The sequence below is a fragment of the Pseudomonas sp. Irchel 3A7 genome (assembly GCF_900187565.1).
Classification (GTDB): domain Bacteria; phylum Pseudomonadota; class Gammaproteobacteria; order Pseudomonadales; family Pseudomonadaceae; genus Aquipseudomonas.
In genome coordinates this window covers 335,588-354,375 of record NZ_FYED01000002.1, presented here as the reverse complement: position 1 = coordinate 354,375, position 18,788 = coordinate 335,588, and the positions used below count along the sequence as shown (strand labels likewise).

The window sequence follows — 18,788 nt, the reverse complement described above, 5'->3', positions numbered from 1 at the left end:
CCTGCTCGCGAAGAACGATCACGCGGTACTGTAGATGAACCGCGGTGAAGCCTTCGCGAGCAGGCTCGCTCCCACAAAAAATCACATCCGGAACACGCCGAAGCGGCTCGGTTCGATTGGCGCATTCAGCGATGCCGACAAGGCCAGGCCCAGGACATCACGGGTTTGTGCCGGGTCAATGACGCCGTCGTCCCACAAGCGAGCGCTGGAATAGTAGGGGTGGCCCTGTTCTTCGTACTGGTCGAGGATCGGTTGCTTGATCTCGGCTTCCTGTTCGGCGCTGAAACCATGACCACCGCGCTCGGCCTGTTCGCGCTTGACCTGCACCAGTACGCCGGCGGCCTGTTCGGCACCCATCACGCCGATGCGCGCATTCGGCCACATCCAGAGGAAGCGCGGGTCGTAGGCCCGACCGCACATGCCGTAGTTGCCGGCACCGAAACTGCCGCCGATGATCACGGTGAATTTCGGCACCTTGGCGCACGCCACGGCGGTCACCAGTTTTGCACCGTGCTTGGCAATGCCGCCGGCTTCGTATTTCTGCCCGACCATGAAGCCGGTGATGTTTTGCAGGAACAGCAACGGGATGCCGCGCTGGCAGGCCAGCTCGATGAAGTGCGCGCCTTTTTGCGCCGCTTCGGCGAAGAGGATGCCGTTGTTGGCCAGGATCGCGATCGGGTAACCGTGCAGGTAGGCAAAACCGCACACCAGCGTCGTCCCGAACAAGGCCTTGAACTCATCGAACACCGAGCCATCGACCAGCCGCGCAATCACTTCGCGTACGTCGAACGGCTGCTTGGCATCGGCCGACACCACGCCGTACAACTCGTCGCTGCTGTAGAGCGGGGCGATGGGCGTGCGTTGCTGCACTTCGCCGAGTTTGCGCCAGTTGAGGTTGGCGACACTGCGGCGGGCGATGGCCAGCGCATGCTCATCGCTTTCGGCGTAATGGTCGGCCACCCCGGAAATCTTGCAATGCACATCGGCCCCGCCCAGGTCTTCGGCGCTGACCACTTCACCGGTCGCGGCTTTTACCAGCGGCGGACCGGCGAGGAAAATCGTCGCTTGCTCGCGAACCATGATCGCTTCGTCGGCCATCGCCGGCACATAGGCGCCGCCAGCGGTACAGGAGCCCATCACCACGGCAATCTGCGGAATGCCCATGGCGCTCATGTTGGCCTGGTTGAAGAAGATCCGGCCGAAGTGCTCGCGGTCCGGGAACACTTCATCCTGACGCGGCAGGTTGGCGCCACCGGAGTCCACCAGATAGATGCACGGCAAACGGTTCTGCTGGGCGATGGTCTGGGCGCGCAGGTGTTTTTTCACGGTCAGCGGGTAGTACGAGCCACCTTTAACCGTGGCGTCGTTGGCGACGATCATGCATTCGACGCCTTCCACGCGGCCAATCCCGGCAATCACGCCAGCGGCTGGAACGTCTTCGCCGTACACCTCATAGGCCGCCAGTTGGCTGATCTCCAGAAACGGCGAGCCCGGATCCAGCAGGCGATTGATGCGTTCACGGGGCAGCAGTTTGCCCCGCGAAGTATGGCGTTCCTGGGCCTTCGGGCCGCCACCTTGCGCCACTTGGGCAAGCAGGGTGTGCAGCGCGTCGACCTGTTTGAGCATCGCCGCGCTGTTGGCGGCGAACTCCGCTGAACGGGGGTTGAGCTGGGTATGCAAAATCATGGCTTACTCCGTAAGCAGCTGTAAGCGGCAAGCTTCAAGCTGCAAGAGGAAAGCTTCTGCTTGTCGCTTGAAGCTTGTGGCTTGCAGCTGACGAAATTCATTTCGTCTCGTTAAACAGTTCACGACCGATCAGCATGCGACGGATCTCACTGGTGCCAGCGCCGATTTCGTACAGCTTGGCGTCACGCAGCAGACGACCGGCCGGGAATTCGTTGATGTAGCCGTTGCCACCGAGAATCTGGATCGCGTCGAGGGCCATTTGCGTGGCGCGTTCGGCGCTGTAGAGGATCACGCCGGCGGCGTCCTTGCGTGCGGTTTCGTTGCGCTCGCAGGCCTGGGCCACCGCGTACAGGTAGGCGCGGCTGGCGTTGAGCTGGGTGTACATGTCGGCAACCTTGCCCTGGATCAGCTGGAACTCGCCGATGCTTTGGCCGAACTGCTTGCGGTCGTGGATGTAGGGCACGATCAGGTCCATGCAGGCTTGCATGATCCCGGTCGGGCCGCCCGAGAGTACGACGCGCTCGTAGTCGAGGCCGCTCATCAGCACCTTCACGCCACCGTTGAGCACGCCGAGGATGTTTTCTTCCGGCACTTCGACGTCATCGAAGAACAGTTCGCAAGTGTTCGAACCGCGCATGCCGAGCTTGTCGAACTTGTTGCTGCGGCTGAAGCCTTTCCAGTCGCGCTCGACAATGAAGGCGGTGATGCCGTGAGGACCCTTTTCCAGGTCGGTCTTGGCATAGATCACATAGGTGTTGGCGTCCGGACCGTTGGTGATCCAGGTCTTGCTGCCGTTGAGAACATATTTGTCGCCGCGCTTGTCCGCGCGCAGTTTCATCGATACCACGTCGGAACCGGCGTTCGGTTCGCTCATGGCCAGGGCACCGATGTGCTCGCCGCTGATCAGCTTCGGCAGGTATTTGGATTTCTGTTCGTGGGTGCCGTTGCGGTTGATCTGGTTGACGCAGAGGTTGGAGTGCGCGCCATAGGACAGGGCAACCGAGGCCGAGCCACGGCTGATTTCTTCCATCACCACCACGTGGGCCAGATAACCCAGGCCGGCGCCGCCGTATTCTTCCGGAACAGTGATGCCCAGCAGGCCCATGTCGCCGAATTTGCGCCACAGGTCGGCGGGGAACAGGTTGTCGGTGTCGATCTGAGCGGCGCGAGGGGCGATCTCTTTGGCGACGAAGGACTGAACCTGATCGCGCAGCATGTCGATGGTTTCACCGAGGGCAAAATTCAGGGATGGGTAGCTCATGGGGCACCTTTTGGCTTTTTTGTAGGGTGGGGAGGGCAATGATTCGGCTCTCACCTTTACGTTAACGTAAGCCTGTGACGAAAGGCTGTCAATCACCCTTTACGTTAACGTCAACTTGAGCGAGAGTAGAGGCAGTTCAAGATAGAACGCGAACCAACCCTGTGGGAGCGAGCTGTGGCGAGGGGATTTATCCCCGTTCGACTGCGAAGCAGTCGTAAAACCAGTGAATGCGGTGTATCTGAAAAAACGCAATCATTGATTTAGGGTCGCTTCGCGCCCCAACGGGGATAAATCCCCTCGCCACAGTCACTCCCACAATGGTCGTCCGCGAATAGCCCGTTAATAAAGACAATAGGGGTCGTCATGGATCAACCCAGTGCAAATCCGCAGCGTAGTTACACCCGTGGTTCCCAGGACAAAGCCTTGCTGGCGATGACCATCGGCCAGGCGTTCGACAACACGGTGGCAAAGTACCCGAACGGGGAAGCGCTGGTCGTGCGCCATCAGCAGCTGCGATACACCTGGCGGCAATTGGCGGAGGCTGCCGACCTGCACGCCAAGGCACTGCTGGCGCTGGGCCTGCAGACCGGTGATCGTCTGGGTATTTGGGCGCCGAACTGCGCTCAATGGTGCATCACCCAGATCGCCACCGCGAAGATCGGCGTGATCCTGGTCAACATCAACCCGGCCTACCGCAGTTCCGAACTCGAATACGTGTTGAAGCAATCCGGTTGCCAATGGCTGGTGTGTGCCGGGGCCTTCAAGACCTCCAACTATCACGCCATGTTGCAAGGCCTGGTGCCGGAACTGGCGGAGCAGTCCATCGGCAAGCTACAGAGCGAACGCTTGCCCGAGTTGCGGGGCGTCATCAGCCTGGATGCGCAACCGCCAAGCGGGTTCTTGCCGTGGTCGCAACTGGACGATCTGGCCGGCGGCGTGTCGGACGAACAATTGCACGAGCGCCAGGGCAGCCTGCATTTCGACCAGGCGGTGAACATCCAGTACACCTCCGGTACCACCGGCTTCCCCAAGGGCGCGACCCTCAGTCACTACAACATTCTCAACAACGGTTACATGGTCGGTGAAAGCCTCGGCCTGACGGTCGCCGATCGCCTGGTGATTCCGGTGCCGTTGTATCACTGCTTCGGCATGGTCATGGGCAATCTGGGTTGCATCACCCACGGCAGCACGATGATTTACCCCAACGATGCTTTCGATCCACTGTTGACCCTGAGCACTGTCGCCCAGGAAAAAGCCACCGCGCTTTACGGTGTGCCGACCATGTTCATCGCCATGCTCGATCAACCGCAACGCGCCGAGTTCGACCTGTCGAGCCTGCGCACCGGGATCATGGCCGGGGCGACGTGCCCGATCGAAGTGATGCGCCGGGTCATCAACGAAATGCACATGATCGAAGTGCAGATTGCCTATGGCATGACGGAAACCAGTCCGGTGTCGTTACAGACCGGCCCAATGGACGATCTTGAACTGCGTGTTACCACCGTCGGCCGTACTCAGCCGCAGCTCGAAAGCAAGATCATCGACGAGGCGGGCAATCCGGTACCACGCGGCACCATCGGCGAACTGTGCACCCGGGGCTATAGCGTGATGCTCGGCTACTGGAACAACCCGCAAGGCACCGCCGAAGCGATCGATCAGGCCGGGTGGATGCACACCGGCGACCTGGCGAGCATGAACGACGAGGGCTACGTGTGCATTGCCGGTCGCAACAAGGACATGATCATTCGCGGTGGTGAGAATATCTATCCGCGGGAGCTGGAGGAATTCTTCTTTACCCACCCGGCCGTGGCTGACGTGCAGGTGATCGGCATTCCTTGCTCGCGCTACGGCGAAGAGATCGTTGCCTGGATCAAGTTCCACCCCGGCCACAGCGCCACCGAGCAAGAGCTGCAAGCCTGGTGCAAGGAGCGTATCGCACACTTCAAGACGCCGCGTTACTTCAAGTTCGTGGAAGAATTCCCGATGACCGTGACCGGCAAGATCCAGAAATTCAGGATGCGCGAGATCAGTATCGAGGAGTTGCGCATCAACAATGCCTGACTCATTCCTCTTGTGGGAGCGAGCCTGCTCGCCAAGGCGATAGCACATTCAATATGGATGTCGACTGAACCACCGCTTTCGCGAGCAGGCTCGCTCCCACGGGGCGGTGGTAAAAAACCAAATCGCAGACAGCACAAAGGGGAGCCGAAGCTCCCCTTTAATTTTCGTTGCGTGTGCTCTTTTTTTATTATTGAGGGGCGGTCTGTTTTTGTTTTTGGCAACCGTTGCCCTTTACCGCTGTTTTTGGCGATCCCCATCCGGGATCAAGAGCAAACGTATTTTTTTGAGCGCTGATCTACTTTTTCGCTGAGCGATCCAACCAGTTCGGGAGCTACCTGAAGGTAGTTTTATTGTTCTCTGCCCGGTTGCGGGTTACTCCGAAAAGCACCCTGAAAAGCACACCTTCTCCAAAAAAATCTGTTAGCTGCGTCTCTGCCGTGTTGTTTTTGTTATGTCAGAGTCGTTACGTCTTATTTTTATTAGCTTTGCTGCTTTTTTTGTTCTTGTTATGCCATAGAGATAGCAGAAGCCGTGCCAACTTTTAAAAATCCTTTTAAATCAACGACTTAATATTTTGTAGGATTTTTCTCTCAGGGAATCCCTGACAATTTGTTTCCGTGTTACTCGTTCCCGCCCACGTTTTCAGTGTGGGCGGTAACACCCGGACACAACCCGCACACTCACTGCGCACTACGAGCCTTGGCCACACGCGAACCCGTCGGTCGCCCCAGCACGGAGCAAATTTGCTGGCCGGCCAGGATCAGCGCGTCCAGGTCGATCCCCGTTTCGATGCCGAGGCCGTTGAGCAGGTAAACCACGTCTTCGGTGGCGACGTTACCGCTGGCGCCCTTGGCGTAAGGGCAGCCTCCGAGCCCGGCGATGGAGCTGTCGAACACCGAGATCCCTTCCAGCAGGCTGGCGTAAATGTTGGCCATGGCCTGGCCATAAGTGTCGTGGAAATGCCCGGCCAGCTTTTCCCGCGGCACATCGGCCGATACCACCTCGAACATCCTGCGGGTCGCGCCAGCGGTGCCGGTGCCGATGGTGTCGCCCAGCGAGACTTCGTAGCAGCCCATGGCGTAGAGCTCGCGGGCGACCCGGGCGACTTGCTCGGGGGCGACGTTACCTTCATAGGGGCAGCCCAGCACACAGGACACGTAACCGCGCACCGTCACGCCATGCTGTTTCGCGGCGTCCATGATCGGCACGAAACGCTCCAGGCTTTCGCTGATCGAGCAATTGATGTTGCGCTGGGAAAAGGCTTCGGAAGCCGCTGCGAACACAGCCACTTCCTTGACCCCGCAGGCGAGGGCATCCTCAAAACCGCGCAAGTTGGGCGCGAGGGCGCCATAGGTGACGCCCGGCTTGCGTTGGATCTGCGCGAAGACATCGGCGGAGCCCGCCATCTGCGGCACCCATTTGGGCGAGACGAAACTGCCGACTTCTATATAGCCCAGGCCCGCAGCCGTGAGCGCGTCGACCAGTTGCACCTTGTCGGCGACGCTGATGGGTTGGGCTTCGTTTTGCAGACCGTCGCGGGGACCGACTTCGACAAGGCGTACATGGGTTGGGAGGGACATGGGGTTCGACCTGTGCTGAATTTTCTGAATGCTCGAAGAACCCTGTGGGAGTGGGCTTGCCCGCGATGGCGGTGGGTCAGTCGGCATCAATGTTGAATGTCATGCCCTCATCGCGGGCAAGCCCGCTCCCACAAGGGAAGGTGTTGATCTATTGAATCGCCTCCTGGCTCTTGAGGGTTTGCTCCAGCGCCTGCACACAGCGCTCTTCAGCGGTATCAAGCTCCAGTTTCATCTGTTCGATGTCCAGCAGTTGCTGTTCCAGCTGTTCCCGACGCTCGCTGATCTTGGCCAGCATGCTGTGCAATTGCTTGGTGTTACCGCTGGACGGGTCATAGAGTTCGATCAATTCGCGGCATTCGGCCAGGGAAAAACCGATGCGCTTGCCCCTCAGGATCAGCTTCAGGCTGACTTTGTCACGGGGCGAATAGATGCGTTCCTGACCACGGCGTTCGGGGCTGAGCAGGCCTTGCTCTTCATAGAAGCGAATGGCCCGGGTGGTGATGTCGAGCTCGCGGGCGAGGTCGGAAATGCTGTAGGTCTGGCTGCTCATGGAAGCGCTCGCAAAAGGTCATGGCGCTAAGCTAATGGCAGGTTGACGTTTACGTCAAGGGGCAGGGTTTTTCAGTGTTCTCAGCGGACTCTTCGCGAGCCGGCTCGCTCCCACATCGGATCTTCAGTGAACACAATATTTGTGTAAAACAGAGATCCCTGTGGGAGCGAGCCGGCTCGCGAAGAGTCCGCTGCGGTGTAAAGCCTTATACCTTCTCCAGCTTCTTCTCATGCGCCGTCACCTGCTGGCACAGCTCGATCATCTGTTCGCGCATCCAGCGGTTGGCCGGGTCCTGGTCGGTGCTTTCGTGCCAGTAGAGGTGGGTTTCCACCGGCGGCACATCGTTGACCGGCAGGCTGAAGGCGTGCAGGTCGTTACGGCGGGCGAAGCGTTCCGGGACGGTCATCACCATATCGGTCTGCTGCAACACTTGTGAAGCCATCAGGTAATGCTGGGAGCGCAGGGCGATCTTGCGCTGGATGCCCATCTTGCCCAGGGCCAGGTCGACATGACCCAGGCCGCTGCGACGGCTGGAAATATGGATGTGGGTCAGGCCCAGGTAATCGTCCAGGGTGAATTTATCCTTGGCCGCCAGCGGGTGCCCTTTGCGCATCGCACAGACGTAGCGGTCTTCCATCAACTTGACGTGGCGCACCTGCGGGTCGGTGTTGAGCGGTGCGTCCACGGCGAAATCGAGGCGACCGGCCGCCAGCTCCTTGGTGGTCTCACGGCGCTTGGACAGGAAGCTTTCGATGATCACCGTCGGTGCGAGGCGGCGCAGGCGCTGGAACAGCGGCGGCAGGATCACCGCTTCGGTCAGGTCGGTCATGCTGATGCGGTACGTCTTCACCGCCTGCAGCGGGTTGAAAATGCGGCTTTCCTGGACCGATACCCGCAACAGCGAAAGGGCGTTACGCACGGGGCCGATGATGTTCTGCGCCATCGGCGTGGGCACCATGCCCTGGGCGGTGCGGACGAACAGCGGATCGTTGAAGGTCTCGCGCAGGCGGGCCAGTGCGTTCGACACCGCGGGTTGGGTAATGCCGACAATCTGCCCGGCGCGGGTCAGGTTGGCTTCGGTGTAGATCGCGTCGAAGACGATGAAAAGGTTGAGGTCGACCTTGCTCAGATTCATTTACGCGGCTCTCTTATTGTGTGGACGGGTAGCCTTGGCTATCAGTCGATCATATATCGGTGATGAATGTTAATACACGCCGAGAATAGGCTAGGTAAATTTTCGTAGCTGTTCTAGCATCGATCGCATGTCTTGAACAACTCCTCTGAAACCCTCGAAAAGGTAGAGCTGCCCATGGATTTCGCTTATTCGCCCAAGGTGCAAGAACTGCGTGAGCGCGTGACCGCGTTCATGGACACCTACGTCTATCCCGCCGAAGCCGTGTTCGAGCGCCAGGTTGCCGAAGGCGATCGCTGGCAGCCGACCGCGATCATGGAAGAACTCAAACTCAAGGCCAAGGCCGAAGGCTTGTGGAATTTGTTTCTGCCTGAGTCCGAGCTCGGCGCCGGCCTGACCAACCTTGAATACGCGCCGCTGGCGGAAATCATGGGCCGCTCGTTGCTGGGGCCGGAGCCGTTCAACTGCTCGGCGCCGGACACCGGCAACATGGAAGTGCTGGTGCGTTACGCCAACGAAGAACAGAAACAACGCTGGCTGGAACCACTGCTGCGCGGCGAGATCCGCTCGGCGTTCGCCATGACCGAACCGGACGTTGCGTCCTCCGATGCCACCAACATGGCGGCCCGCGCAGTGCGTGATGGCGACGAATGGGTGATCAACGGCAAGAAATGGTGGACTTCCGGCGCCTGTGACCCACGTTGCAAGATCCTGATCTTCATGGGGCTGAGCAATCCCGACGCGCCACGCCACGCGCAACATTCGATGATTCTGGTTCCGGTCGATACCCCCGGCGTGAAAATCGTGCGTCCGCTGCCGGTGTTCGGTTATGACGATGCACCCCACGGTCACGCCGAAGTGCTGTTTGAAAACGTACGGGTGCCGTACGAAAACGTCCTGCTGGGCGAAGGACGCGGCTTCGAGATTGCTCAAGGTCGCCTTGGCCCAGGCCGGATTCACCACTGCATGCGCTCGATCGGCATGGCTGAGCGCGCGCTGGAACTGATGTGCAAACGCTCGGTGAACCGCACCGCGTTCGGTAAGCCGCTGGCGCGCCTGGGCGGCAACATCGACAAGATCGCCGACTCGCGGATGGAAATCGACATGGCCCGCCTGTTGACGTTGAAAGCGGCGTACATGATGGACACCGTCGGCAACAAAGTGGCGAAGAGCGAAATCGCGCAGATCAAGGTGGTGGCGCCGAACGTGGCCTTGCGGGTGATCGACCGGGCGATCCAGATCCATGGCGGGGCAGGGGTGTCGAACGATTTCCCGCTGGCCTACATGTATGCGATGCAACGCACCCTGCGCCTGGCCGATGGCCCGGACGAAGTGCACCGCGCGGCGATCGGCAAGTTCGAAATCGGCAAGTACGTGCCTAAAGAGATGCTGCGTAGCGGGCAGTAAGTCCTCTGTGGCGAGGGAGCTTGCTCCCGCTCGGTTGCGCAGCAACCGCAAATCAGACAACCCGGCGCATCTGATACGACCGGGTTACCTGATTGGGGGCCGCTTCGCGACCCAGCGGGAGCAAGCTCCCTCGCCACATTGGTCAGCATTTCAATTCAATACACCCAAACCTCCACCCGCCGATTTTTGATCCGCCCTTCATCCGCGTTGTTGGCCGCCACCGGCATTTCGGCGCCGAAGCCGCGAATCTCGCGCAACACCACGCCGCTTTTCACCAGTTCCCGCCGTACCGCCATGGCCCGCAGTTTCGACAACAGGTCGGCACGCGCCGGGTCGCTCTTGGCATCGCCAAAACCCACCAGCGTGACCTGTCGATCGGTTTTGTCATGTTGCTTTATATAGTCGAGTACCCGTGACAGGTCTTGCCGGGCCTTGTTGTCGAGGCTGGCGCTGCCTTCTTCGAAGCGAAAGTTGACGCTCAGTCGTTGGGCGTGGCGACTGAGTCCCTGATAACCCTCGGGCATCAGCGCATTGGGGGTGACGGCCATGGCCTGCACGGTCTGGGCGATGAAACCGTTGGCGGCAACGATCGCCTGGCCCTGGCTGCTTTGGGCGAAGGCCACCAGTGCCTCGGCCCAGGGATTTTTTCCGTTTGGCGGCAGGTAAAAGAACAAGCGGCGGGACAGCGGATAGTCTTCGGTGGCAATCAGGCTGCCCTGCGGCAGCATGGCCTGGGATTGACCATCGACAATCGCCACGGCTTTGGCCTGGCGCACGTAAGGCAAACCAATGAAACCGATGCCTTGCGGGTCGAGGCTGACCGCGTCGGACAACTGTTCGCTGGACTCGAAGCGTTTCGCGCTGCCGCTGAGGGTTTTCCCGTGGCCACTGAGGACCAGTTCCTTGAAGGTGTCGTAGGTGCCTGACTGATCATCCCGCGCATACAGATGAATCGTCCCGCCGCTGCCGCCGAGTTCTTCCCAGGTGTTGACTTCGCCACTGAAAATACGCGCCAGTTGCACGGTGTCGAGTTGGTTCAGCGGGTTCTGCGGGTGAAGGATGATCGCCAGGCCGTCGATGGCGATGACCTGTTCGGCACCAGGGCTTTTCAGATCACCCAGTGACTTCAGGTCAGCCACCTCCCGATCCTTGATCGGACGTGATGAGGCCGCCAGATCGGCGCTGCCGGTTTTCAGCGCGCTGAAGCCGGTGCTGGAACCATGAGCCGCCAGCTCTACCTCGACCCGGCGTCCCTGTGCGGTTTCACCGACGATCCGCAGTTCATTGGCGTTGTCCGCAGCCTCGGCGTGTACTTTGACAAGGCCCTGTTGGCGCATCAAGCCTTCGACCAACGCCGGGCCCAATGCCGCGCCGATGGTGTTGGAACCCTGGATGCGCAGCACCGGGCCTTGTTCGGGCGTCGGCAAACCGCTGGCCGAGGCCGTCAACGGCAGCCAGTTGCACAGCATCAACAGGAACAACACGCGCAGTGTCATGCCGGCACCTTACATAGCGAAAGAGGTGCCGGGAGATTAAGTCAGTAAGGTTTCCGAAATATGACGCTTTCCCTTGTGGGAGCGAGCCTGCTCGCGAATGCGGTTTGTCATCCAAAAGAGATGTCGATAGATCCGCCGCCTTCGCGAGCAGGCTCGCTCCCACAAGGGGGGAATTGCGCTGTGCTTGAGATCAGCTCAATTCAAGCCAGATCGGTGCATGATCCGACGGTTTCTCCATGCCGCGCAGCTCGTAGTCCACGCCCGCATCCTTGACCCGAGACAGCAAGCCGTGGGACGCCAGGATCAAGTCGATGCGCAGGCCGCGCTTGGGCTCGTCTTCAAAACCGCGACTGCGGTAGTCGAACCAGCTGAAACGATCGGCCACATCAGGGTTGAGGTGACGGAAGCTGTCCACCAGGCCCCAGTTTTTCAAGCGGGCCATCCACTCGCGCTCTTCCGGCAGGAAGCTGCATTTGCCGGTTTTCAGCCAGCGCTTCATGTTGTCCGGGCCAATCCCGATGTCGCAGTCTTCCGGGGAAATGTTCACATCGCCCATGACCACCAGCGGCTGTTCGTTCTTGAACTGGCTTTCCAGCAGTTGCTGCAAATCGCTGTAGAAACGTTGCTTGGCCGGGAATTTGGTCGGGTGGTCGCGGCTTTCACCTTGTGGGAAATAGCCGTTCATGATGGTCACCGGAACGCCATTGGCGTCGGCGAATGTGCCCCAGATGAAGCGCCGCTGCGCGTCTTCTTCATCGGTGGCGAAACCTTTGTGCAACGCAATCGGCTCCTGACGCGAGAGCAGGGCCACGCCGTAATGCCCCTTTTGCCCGTGGAAATACACGTGATAGCCCAGGGCCTTGATTTCTTCGAGCGGAAACTGATCATCGTGGACCTTGGTTTCCTGCAGGCCGATCACATCGGGCTGGTGCTTTTCAATCAGCGCCGCCAGCTGATGGGGACGGGCGCGCAGCCCGTTGATGTTGAAGGAGACAATCTTCATGGTCGGCAGTCCTGGCAAAAGGGCGATGCTAGCTGACATGGTGCAATGGGGCCAGTGTTGGGGGAGGGGATTTGCCTTCTTCAGTCAGATCTTCATTGGCAGTGCCGGCCTCTTCGCGAGCAGGCCCGCTCCCACAGGTTTCGAGTCTGGTCTATACCTTTGTGGGAGATTCTATGTTGCAGGTAAATCCTGCCGCCAGGCTCGTACCCATAAGAAAGAGCGCAGCCACCCGAGCCGCGCCGGGGAGATCATCCGTCATGCCCGAAACTTCCACCGCCATCGCCGATATCCACATGCTCGACAGCGGCTATTCCCGCGAAGCGCGTTCGTTGTTGTACCAGGCTTACCGGCACGAGCCGACGTTCAGTTACCTGTTCGAGTCGGAACGCCCCGGCTATGAACAACGGGTGCGCGCCACCGTACGGGAACTGGTCAAGCAGCACTTCCTGCAGGACTTGCCGGCCATCGGCCTGTTGGTCAACGACCGTTTGATCGGCATCGCCCTGATCGCGCCGCCGCAACGTCGGCTGGGCATCACCGAAAGTTGGGCCTGGCGCCTGCGGATGGTGCTCAGCACTGGCTTTCGCTGCACCCGGCGCTACCTGGAGTATCACGATGCCGTCGCGGCGTGCAGCCCGTCCGACGCGGTGCATGTCCTGCCGTTGCTGGGGATTCATCCGCAATTCCAGGGCAAACACTTCGGCGAGCAATTGCTGCAAGCGGTGCATAACTGGTGCGCGGTGGATGAAAGCTCTCAGGGGGTGATGCTCGATACCGGCAATCCGCGCTATCTGGAGTTCTACAAGCGACAGGGTTATGAGGAAATCGGCGAGGTGGCCGTAGGACCGATTCGCGAGCATGTGTTTTTCCACGCCAATCCTCAGGTCGTACAAACCGCCTCGGCATAAGAGCGAGAACTTTCCAGCAACGCCAGGCTCTATCACGCTCCCATGTTCGTGATCCATGCCCGTGATAGCATCCGCGCCTATGAAGTTTCCAGGAAGAATTACCAGTGGCGTGCTCATGCTGATCAGCAGCTGCGCGGCACTGGCCCAAAGTGAATTGGATGTGCGGATCAAACCGTCCAACGATGCACTGAAAGCCAATATAGAGGGCTATATCGGCAGTCTCGGCGATCGTGACGAAGAAGCCTTGTTGCGCTTCAGTCGTGGCGCCGAAGAGCAGGCGCGCAAGGCTGCCCAGGCCCTGGGTTATTACCAGCCGCAGATTGACAGCGATGTGAAGGGCGGCAAGACGCCGCGCCTGATACTCAACATCGAGCCCGGCGAGCCGGTGCATTTGCGCAACGTCACCATCCGTGTCGACGGCCCGGCGGCGTCCCTCAAAGCCTTTCGTGTGCCCAAGAGCCATGCGCTGCAAACCGGTGCCGTGCTTAACCATGGCCAGTACGACGACGCCAAGCGCCTGATCCAGAACCAGGCCTCGCGCTACGGTTTTTTCAGCGGCCGTTTTACCCGTTCGAAGCTGTCTGTCGACCCGCGGGCCGGTGTGGCCGATATCGAACTGATCTACGACAGCGGCCCGCGTTATGCCCTGGGCAAGGTCAGCTTCGAGGGCGACACGCCGTTCGACGAGGATCTGCTGCAACGCATGGTGCCGTTCAAGGCCGGCACGCCCTATGACTCCGAACTGATCGCCGAACTCAGTCAAGCGATGCAATCGAGCGGTTATTTCGAGAGCGTGCGGGTGGATGCCACACCCACGACAGCCAAAAGTGACGTTATCCCGGTGGACGTCAAACTGGAAACCCGCAAGCCGCGAACCATGGGCCTGGGCCTGGGCTATTCCACCGACGTCGGCCCACGGGTCAAGGCCAACTGGACCCGCCACTGGGTCAATCCACAGGGCCACAGCTATGGCTGGGAAACCGAAATCTCAGCACCGCGGCAAAACGTCGGCGTCTTCTATGACATCCCGCTGGACCCACCGCTGACCGACAAACTGCGTTTCGCCGGTGGTTATCAGAACGAAGAAATCGCCGACAAGGATAGCCTCAGCAAATTGCTGACGCTGGGCCCGGAATGGCACAGCAAGTTACCCAGCGGCTGGCAGCGGGTGGTGTCGCTCAAGTGGCAACGCGAGGAATACCGGCTCGGCGATGACTCCGGGCTCAGCACCTTGCTGATGCCCGGCGTGAGCTATTCGTACCTCAAAAGCGACAATCGCATCGATCCGCACAACGGCTATCGTCTGGAGTTCGAAACCAAAGTGGCCAAGGAAGGCTTAGGCTCGGACAATAACTTGCTGTACGGCACGGCGCTGGTCAAAGGCCTGACCACGGTGTTCGACAAGCACCGTTTGCTCGGTCGGGTACAGGTTGGCGGCAGTGCCACCAACGGCTATAAATCGATACCGCCTTCGCTGCGGTTCTTTGCCGGTGGCGACCAGAGCGTGCGCGGTTACGACTACCAGAGCCTGTCTCCGGAAAACAACCAGGGCGATCGCATCGGCGGCCGTTACATGGTCACCGCCAGTGCCGAGTATCAGTACTCCGTCGCTGAAAAATGGCGGGTTGCGACCTTTATCGACCAAGGCAACGCCTTCAATACCCTCGAACTGCCGAACCTCAAGACCGGGGTCGGTATCGGCGTACGCTGGGTCTCGCCGGTGGGGCCGATCCGCCTCGACCTGGCCCATGCGATGGACGACGATGGTGGCATTCGACTGCACTTTTCCATGGGGCCTGAGTTGTGAAGCCTGTTTTTGTGAAGCGTGGCTTGAAAGTAACGCTGCTGGCGATCACGGCGCTGCTGCTGTTGGTGGTTTTGACGCTGACCACGGTGCTGGGGACGGCGACGGGCAGTCGCTGGGCGCTCGGCTTTGTACCGGGGTTGAGCCTGGATAATTTCCAGGGGCGCTTGGGCGGGCAATGGAGCGCCGATCGTGTTCTGTGGCAGCAAGACACCAGCCGTGTCGAGCTGGACAAGGTGATTTTCGCCTGGTCGCCGTTGTGCCTGACGCGCATGACCTTGTGTATCGAGCAGTTGAAGGCTGATCAGGTCAGCCTGCAATTCCCGCCCGGTGCGCAGGAAGAGAGCGGCGGGCCGATCAGTCTTCCGGATTTGCAGCTGCCCGTGGCGCTCGAATTGGGGGACATTCAGGTTGGCAGCCTGCTGTTCAATGGCAGCGAACAGCTTAAAGGCCTGCAATTGGCGGCGCACTGGACGGTCAACGGCTTGCAGATCGATTCGGTACGACTGCAACGCGACGAGCTGAGCCTGAATCTGTCTGGCCTGCTGCAACCGACCGGCAACTGGCCGCTCAAGGCTGAAGGCAAATTGACCCTGCCGGCGCCGGGTACTGAACCGTGGGCGCTGGCCCTGAAGGTCGATGGCGACCTGCTCAAAACCCTGAACCTGAAAGCCGACAGCAGCGGCTATCTGAACGGACAGCTGAGCGGCGAACTGCAACCGCTGGTGGAGAACTTGCCAGCCAAGGTGCGCATCACCGCGGACGGCTTCAAGGCCAGTGCCGACTTGCCGGACACGCTGTTACTCAATCAGCTTGAGGTCAGCGGCGCTGGCGATCTGAAAAACGGTTATCAGTTGCTCGGTAAAGCCACGTTGCCTGCCGAGCAAGGCCCGGTGGCGCTGCTGCTGCAAGGCAAGGTCGACGCCAACGGCGCGCAGATCGCCGCGCTGGATTTGACAGCCAGCGACAAGCAAAGCCTCAAGCTCACCGGGCAACTGGACTGGAGCAAAGGCTTGAGTGCCGAAGCAAAAGTCGATTGGCTGGATTTTCCGTGGCACCGCCTGTATCCGCTGATTGACGAGCCCGAAGTCGCCTTGCGCACCTTCAAAGGCGAAGTCTCCTACACCGACGGCAAGTACCTCGGCCACTTCGATGCCGCGCTGGACGGCCCGGCCGGTGCATTCAGCCTGACCAGCCCGTTCGCCGGCGACCTGACGAAAATCTATCTGCAACAGATTCAATTGACCGCCGGGCAGGGCAAGGCAGAGGGGCACCTGAACCTGCAATTCGCCGATGGCATTGCCTGGGACACCGCGCTGGATCTTTCGGCGATCAACCCGGCGTACTGGGTCGCGGAACTGCCGGGCACTCTTGCCGGACCGTTGCGCAGCAAAGGCGAAATGAAGAATGAAACGCTCAGCCTCAACGCCGACCTTGATCTGAAGGGCAAACTGCGTGGCCAACCGGCCGTGCTGCAAGCCAAGGCCGATGGCGGTGGCGAGCAATGGAATCTGAACGCGCTGCAAATTCGCCTCGGTGACAACAGCATCAACGGCAAGGGCAGCCTGCAACAGAAACTCGTCGGGCAGATCGACATCAAGTTGCCGCGCCTGGCACAGCTGTGGCCGCAATTGCGCGGCCAGATCAATGGCCGGGTCGATGTCGCCGGCACACTCAAGGCCCCCCAAGGCAAACTCGGGCTGCAAGGTTCGCAACTGGCATTCGCCGATCATCGCCTGCAAAGCCTGAACCTGGACGCCACCCTCGACAGTGCACAACGGGCGAAAATCGACCTCAAGGGCAGCGGCATCCAGACCGGCGATACCTCGCTCGGCACCTTGACCGCCAGCGGCCAGGGCGACATCAAGAACCAGAAGCTGAATCTCGACCTGCAAGGGCCGAAGCTGAAACTGGCCCTCGGGCTGGACGGCGCGCTGGACAAGGGCAATTGGCGTGGACGTCTGGCCAGCGGCGATATTCAGGCCGGTGGCCAGGACTGGAAACTGCAAGGCCCGGCGAAGCTGGAACGCCTGGCCGACGGCAAGATCAACTTCGGCGCCCATTGCTGGATGTCCGGGCCGGCCAGTCTGTGCGGTGAGGATCAGCGCTTGATGCCTGAACCGAAGCTGCGTTATCACCTCAAGCAATTTCCCATCGATAGCCTCGCCCAGTGGTTGCCGAAGGATTTTGCCTGGCAGGGCCGACTCAACGCTGACGTGCAATTGGATGTTCCGGCCAGCGGCCCGAACGGCCAGATCGGCATCGACGCCAGTGGCGGCACGTTGCGGGTCAAGGAAAAGGACCAGTGGCTGGACTTCCCGTACCAGACCCTGAAACTCACCAGCACACTCACGCCCAAGCGCATCGATACCGAACTGAACTTCGTCGGCGGCAAGCTCGGCGAACTGATGGTGCAGGCGCAGATCAACCCGCTGGCGAACAGCAAACCCGTGACCGGTTCCTTCCGCTTGAGCGGCCTGGACCTGTCGGTGGCGCGTCCGTTCGTGCCCATGGTCGAGAAACTGACCGGGCGCTTGAACGGCAGTGGCACCCTTGCAGGCACGCTGCTGGCACCGCAGGTCAACGGCAATCTGCTGCTCAGCGATGGCGAGATGTCCGGGCCGGAGTTGCCGATGGAGATCGAGGCTTTGCAGCTGCGGGCGGTGATCGCCGGTGAAACCGTGCAGCTCGACGGCGGCTGGAAAAGTGGCAAGTCCGGGCAGGGCAGCCTTAACGGCAGCATCGCCTGGGGCCAGGCACTGGTGGTGGACCTGGCGCTCAAGGGCTCGCAATTGCCGGTCACCGTCGAACCCTACGCCAAGCTTGAAATGGCGCCGGACCTGAAAATCTCGATCAAGGACGACAAGCTCGCGGTCGCCGGTAAAGTGCGGGTGCCCAAAGGTGATATCACCATTCGCGAGTTGCCGCCGTCGACGGTCAAGGTCTCCGATGACACGGTGATCATCGGCCAGCAGACCGAAGAGGGCAAACCACCGATGGCCACGGTCATGGACATCGATGTGGTGGTCGGAGAGGAAAAACTGAGCTTTGCCGGTTTCGGTCTTACGGCGAACCTGCAAGGTCAGGTGCACATCGGTGACAACCTGGATACCCGTGGCGAGCTTTGGCTCAACGATGGACGTTATCGTGCCTACGGCCAGCGCCTCACGGTGCGCCGCGCGCGCCTGCTGTTTGCCGGTCCCATCGACCAGCCGTACCTCGATATCGAGGCGATCCGCCAGACCGATGACGTCATCGCCGGTATTCGCTTGAGCGGCAGTGCCGAGCAGCCGACCACGCAAATCTTCTCCGAGCCGGCCATGAGCCAGGAGCAGGCGCTGTCTTACCTGGTGCTGGGGCGTCCACTGAGCACCAGCGGCGAGGACAACAACATGCTCGCCCAGGCGGCGCTCGGGTTGGGGCTGATGGGCAGTTCCGGGGTGACCGGCGGCCTCGCGAAGAACCTGGGCATCGAGGATTTCCAGCTCGATACCCAGGGCAGCGGCAACACCACCAGCGTGGTCGCCAGCGGCAACCTCTCCGAAAAGCTCAGCCTGCGCTATGGCGTCGGCGTGTTCGAACCGGCCAATACCATCGCCTTGCGCTACAAACTGAGCAAAAAGGTCTACCTCGAAGCGGCGGGCGGCGTGGCCAGTTCGCTGGACATCTTCTACAAGCGGGATTTCTAGACCCTGTTTTCTTGCATAAACCGAGTTGCTCCCTTCGCGAGCAGGCTCGCTCCCACAAGGATCACACCGTACCTGTGGGAGCGAGCCTGCTCGCGAAGGCGTCAGCGTGTGCGCCACAAAAACTGACACCTTTGGTCAGCTATTTAGTAAGCAACCTAACTATTGCGTTGACATTGGCTGCCTAGGCAGTAACATCTTGACATACATTCAC

General features: G+C 60.2%; 12 protein-coding genes. 5 read left to right on the top strand and 7 right to left on the bottom strand.

Translation table 11 applies throughout. The features are described from left to right. Positions 1 to 81: 81 nt before the first annotated feature. A complete protein-coding gene (locus CKW21_RS04175) occupies positions 82 to 1,686 on the bottom strand; it encodes a carboxyl transferase domain-containing protein (RefSeq protein WP_095192750.1) in 1,605 nt (534 codons plus the stop codon). A 97-nt stretch (positions 1,687 to 1,783) separates the two neighbouring features. After that, positions 1,784 to 2,947: an isovaleryl-CoA dehydrogenase gene (locus CKW21_RS04170; RefSeq protein WP_095192749.1), complete on the bottom strand. Its 1,164-nt coding sequence runs from the start codon at positions 2,945 to 2,947 to the stop codon at positions 1,784 to 1,786. 363 nt (positions 2,948 to 3,310) lie between these two features. On the opposite strand from CKW21_RS04170, the gene CKW21_RS04165 reads away from it, so the two are divergent. After that, on the top strand, positions 3,311 to 5,008 hold the full coding sequence (locus CKW21_RS04165; RefSeq protein ID WP_095192748.1) for an AMP-binding protein: 1,698 nt from the start codon (positions 3,311 to 3,313) through the stop codon (positions 5,006 to 5,008). Between the two features lie 680 nt (positions 5,009 to 5,688). Here the strand turns inward: CKW21_RS04165 and CKW21_RS04160 are convergent. The 3 genes from CKW21_RS04160 to CKW21_RS04150 form a co-directional block, all read right to left on the bottom strand. After that, positions 5,689 to 6,588 (bottom strand): hydroxymethylglutaryl-CoA lyase, encoded by a 900-nt coding sequence (locus CKW21_RS04160; RefSeq protein ID WP_095192747.1) that lies wholly within the window; start codon positions 6,586 to 6,588, stop codon positions 5,689 to 5,691. Positions 6,589 to 6,736: 148 nt separating this feature from the next. Next, on the bottom strand, positions 6,737 to 7,138 hold the full coding sequence (locus CKW21_RS04155) for a MerR family DNA-binding transcriptional regulator (RefSeq protein ID WP_095192746.1): 402 nt from the start codon (positions 7,136 to 7,138) through the stop codon (positions 6,737 to 6,739). A 205-nt stretch (positions 7,139 to 7,343) separates the two neighbouring features. Continuing rightward, positions 7,344 to 8,273: a LysR family transcriptional regulator gene (locus CKW21_RS04150; RefSeq protein WP_095192745.1), complete on the bottom strand. Its 930-nt coding sequence runs from the start codon at positions 8,271 to 8,273 to the stop codon at positions 7,344 to 7,346. 174 nt (positions 8,274 to 8,447) lie between these two features. On the opposite strand from CKW21_RS04150, the gene CKW21_RS04145 reads away from it, so the two are divergent. Beyond that, a complete protein-coding gene (locus CKW21_RS04145) occupies positions 8,448 to 9,677 on the top strand; it encodes an acyl-CoA dehydrogenase (RefSeq protein WP_095192744.1) in 1,230 nt (409 codons plus the stop codon). A 155-nt stretch (positions 9,678 to 9,832) separates the two neighbouring features. On the opposite strand, the gene CKW21_RS04140 is transcribed toward CKW21_RS04145, so the two are convergent. Then, entirely contained in the window at positions 9,833 to 11,173 is a 1,341-nt protein-coding gene (locus CKW21_RS04140; protein WP_095192743.1) for a substrate-binding domain-containing protein, read from the bottom strand. Between the two features lie 190 nt (positions 11,174 to 11,363). Next, the gene (xthA, locus tag CKW21_RS04135) at positions 11,364 to 12,176 is read right to left on the bottom strand and encodes an exodeoxyribonuclease III (protein WP_095192742.1); all 813 of its coding nucleotides are present in this window, start codon (positions 12,174 to 12,176) and stop codon (positions 11,364 to 11,366) included. 257 nt (positions 12,177 to 12,433) lie between these two features. Here xthA and CKW21_RS04130 point away from each other — a divergent pair, with 257 nt between their 5' ends. The 3 genes from CKW21_RS04130 to CKW21_RS04120 all read left to right on the top strand — a co-directional run bounded on the left by CKW21_RS04130 (position 12,434) and on the right by CKW21_RS04120 (position 18,577). After that, complete coding sequence (locus CKW21_RS04130) at positions 12,434 to 13,084, top strand: N-acetyltransferase (protein ID WP_095192741.1); 651 nt, start codon at positions 12,434 to 12,436, stop codon at positions 13,082 to 13,084. A gap of 79 nt (positions 13,085 to 13,163) precedes the next feature. After that, entirely contained in the window at positions 13,164 to 14,891 is a 1,728-nt protein-coding gene (locus CKW21_RS04125) for an autotransporter assembly complex family protein (RefSeq protein ID WP_095192740.1), read from the top strand. Positions 14,892 to 14,902: 11 nt separating this feature from the next. Beyond that, positions 14,903 to 18,577, top strand: a complete 3,675-nt coding sequence (locus tag CKW21_RS04120) for a translocation/assembly module TamB domain-containing protein (RefSeq protein WP_095192886.1) — start codon at positions 14,903 to 14,905, stop codon at positions 18,575 to 18,577. Positions 18,578 to 18,788 lie beyond the last annotated feature (211 nt).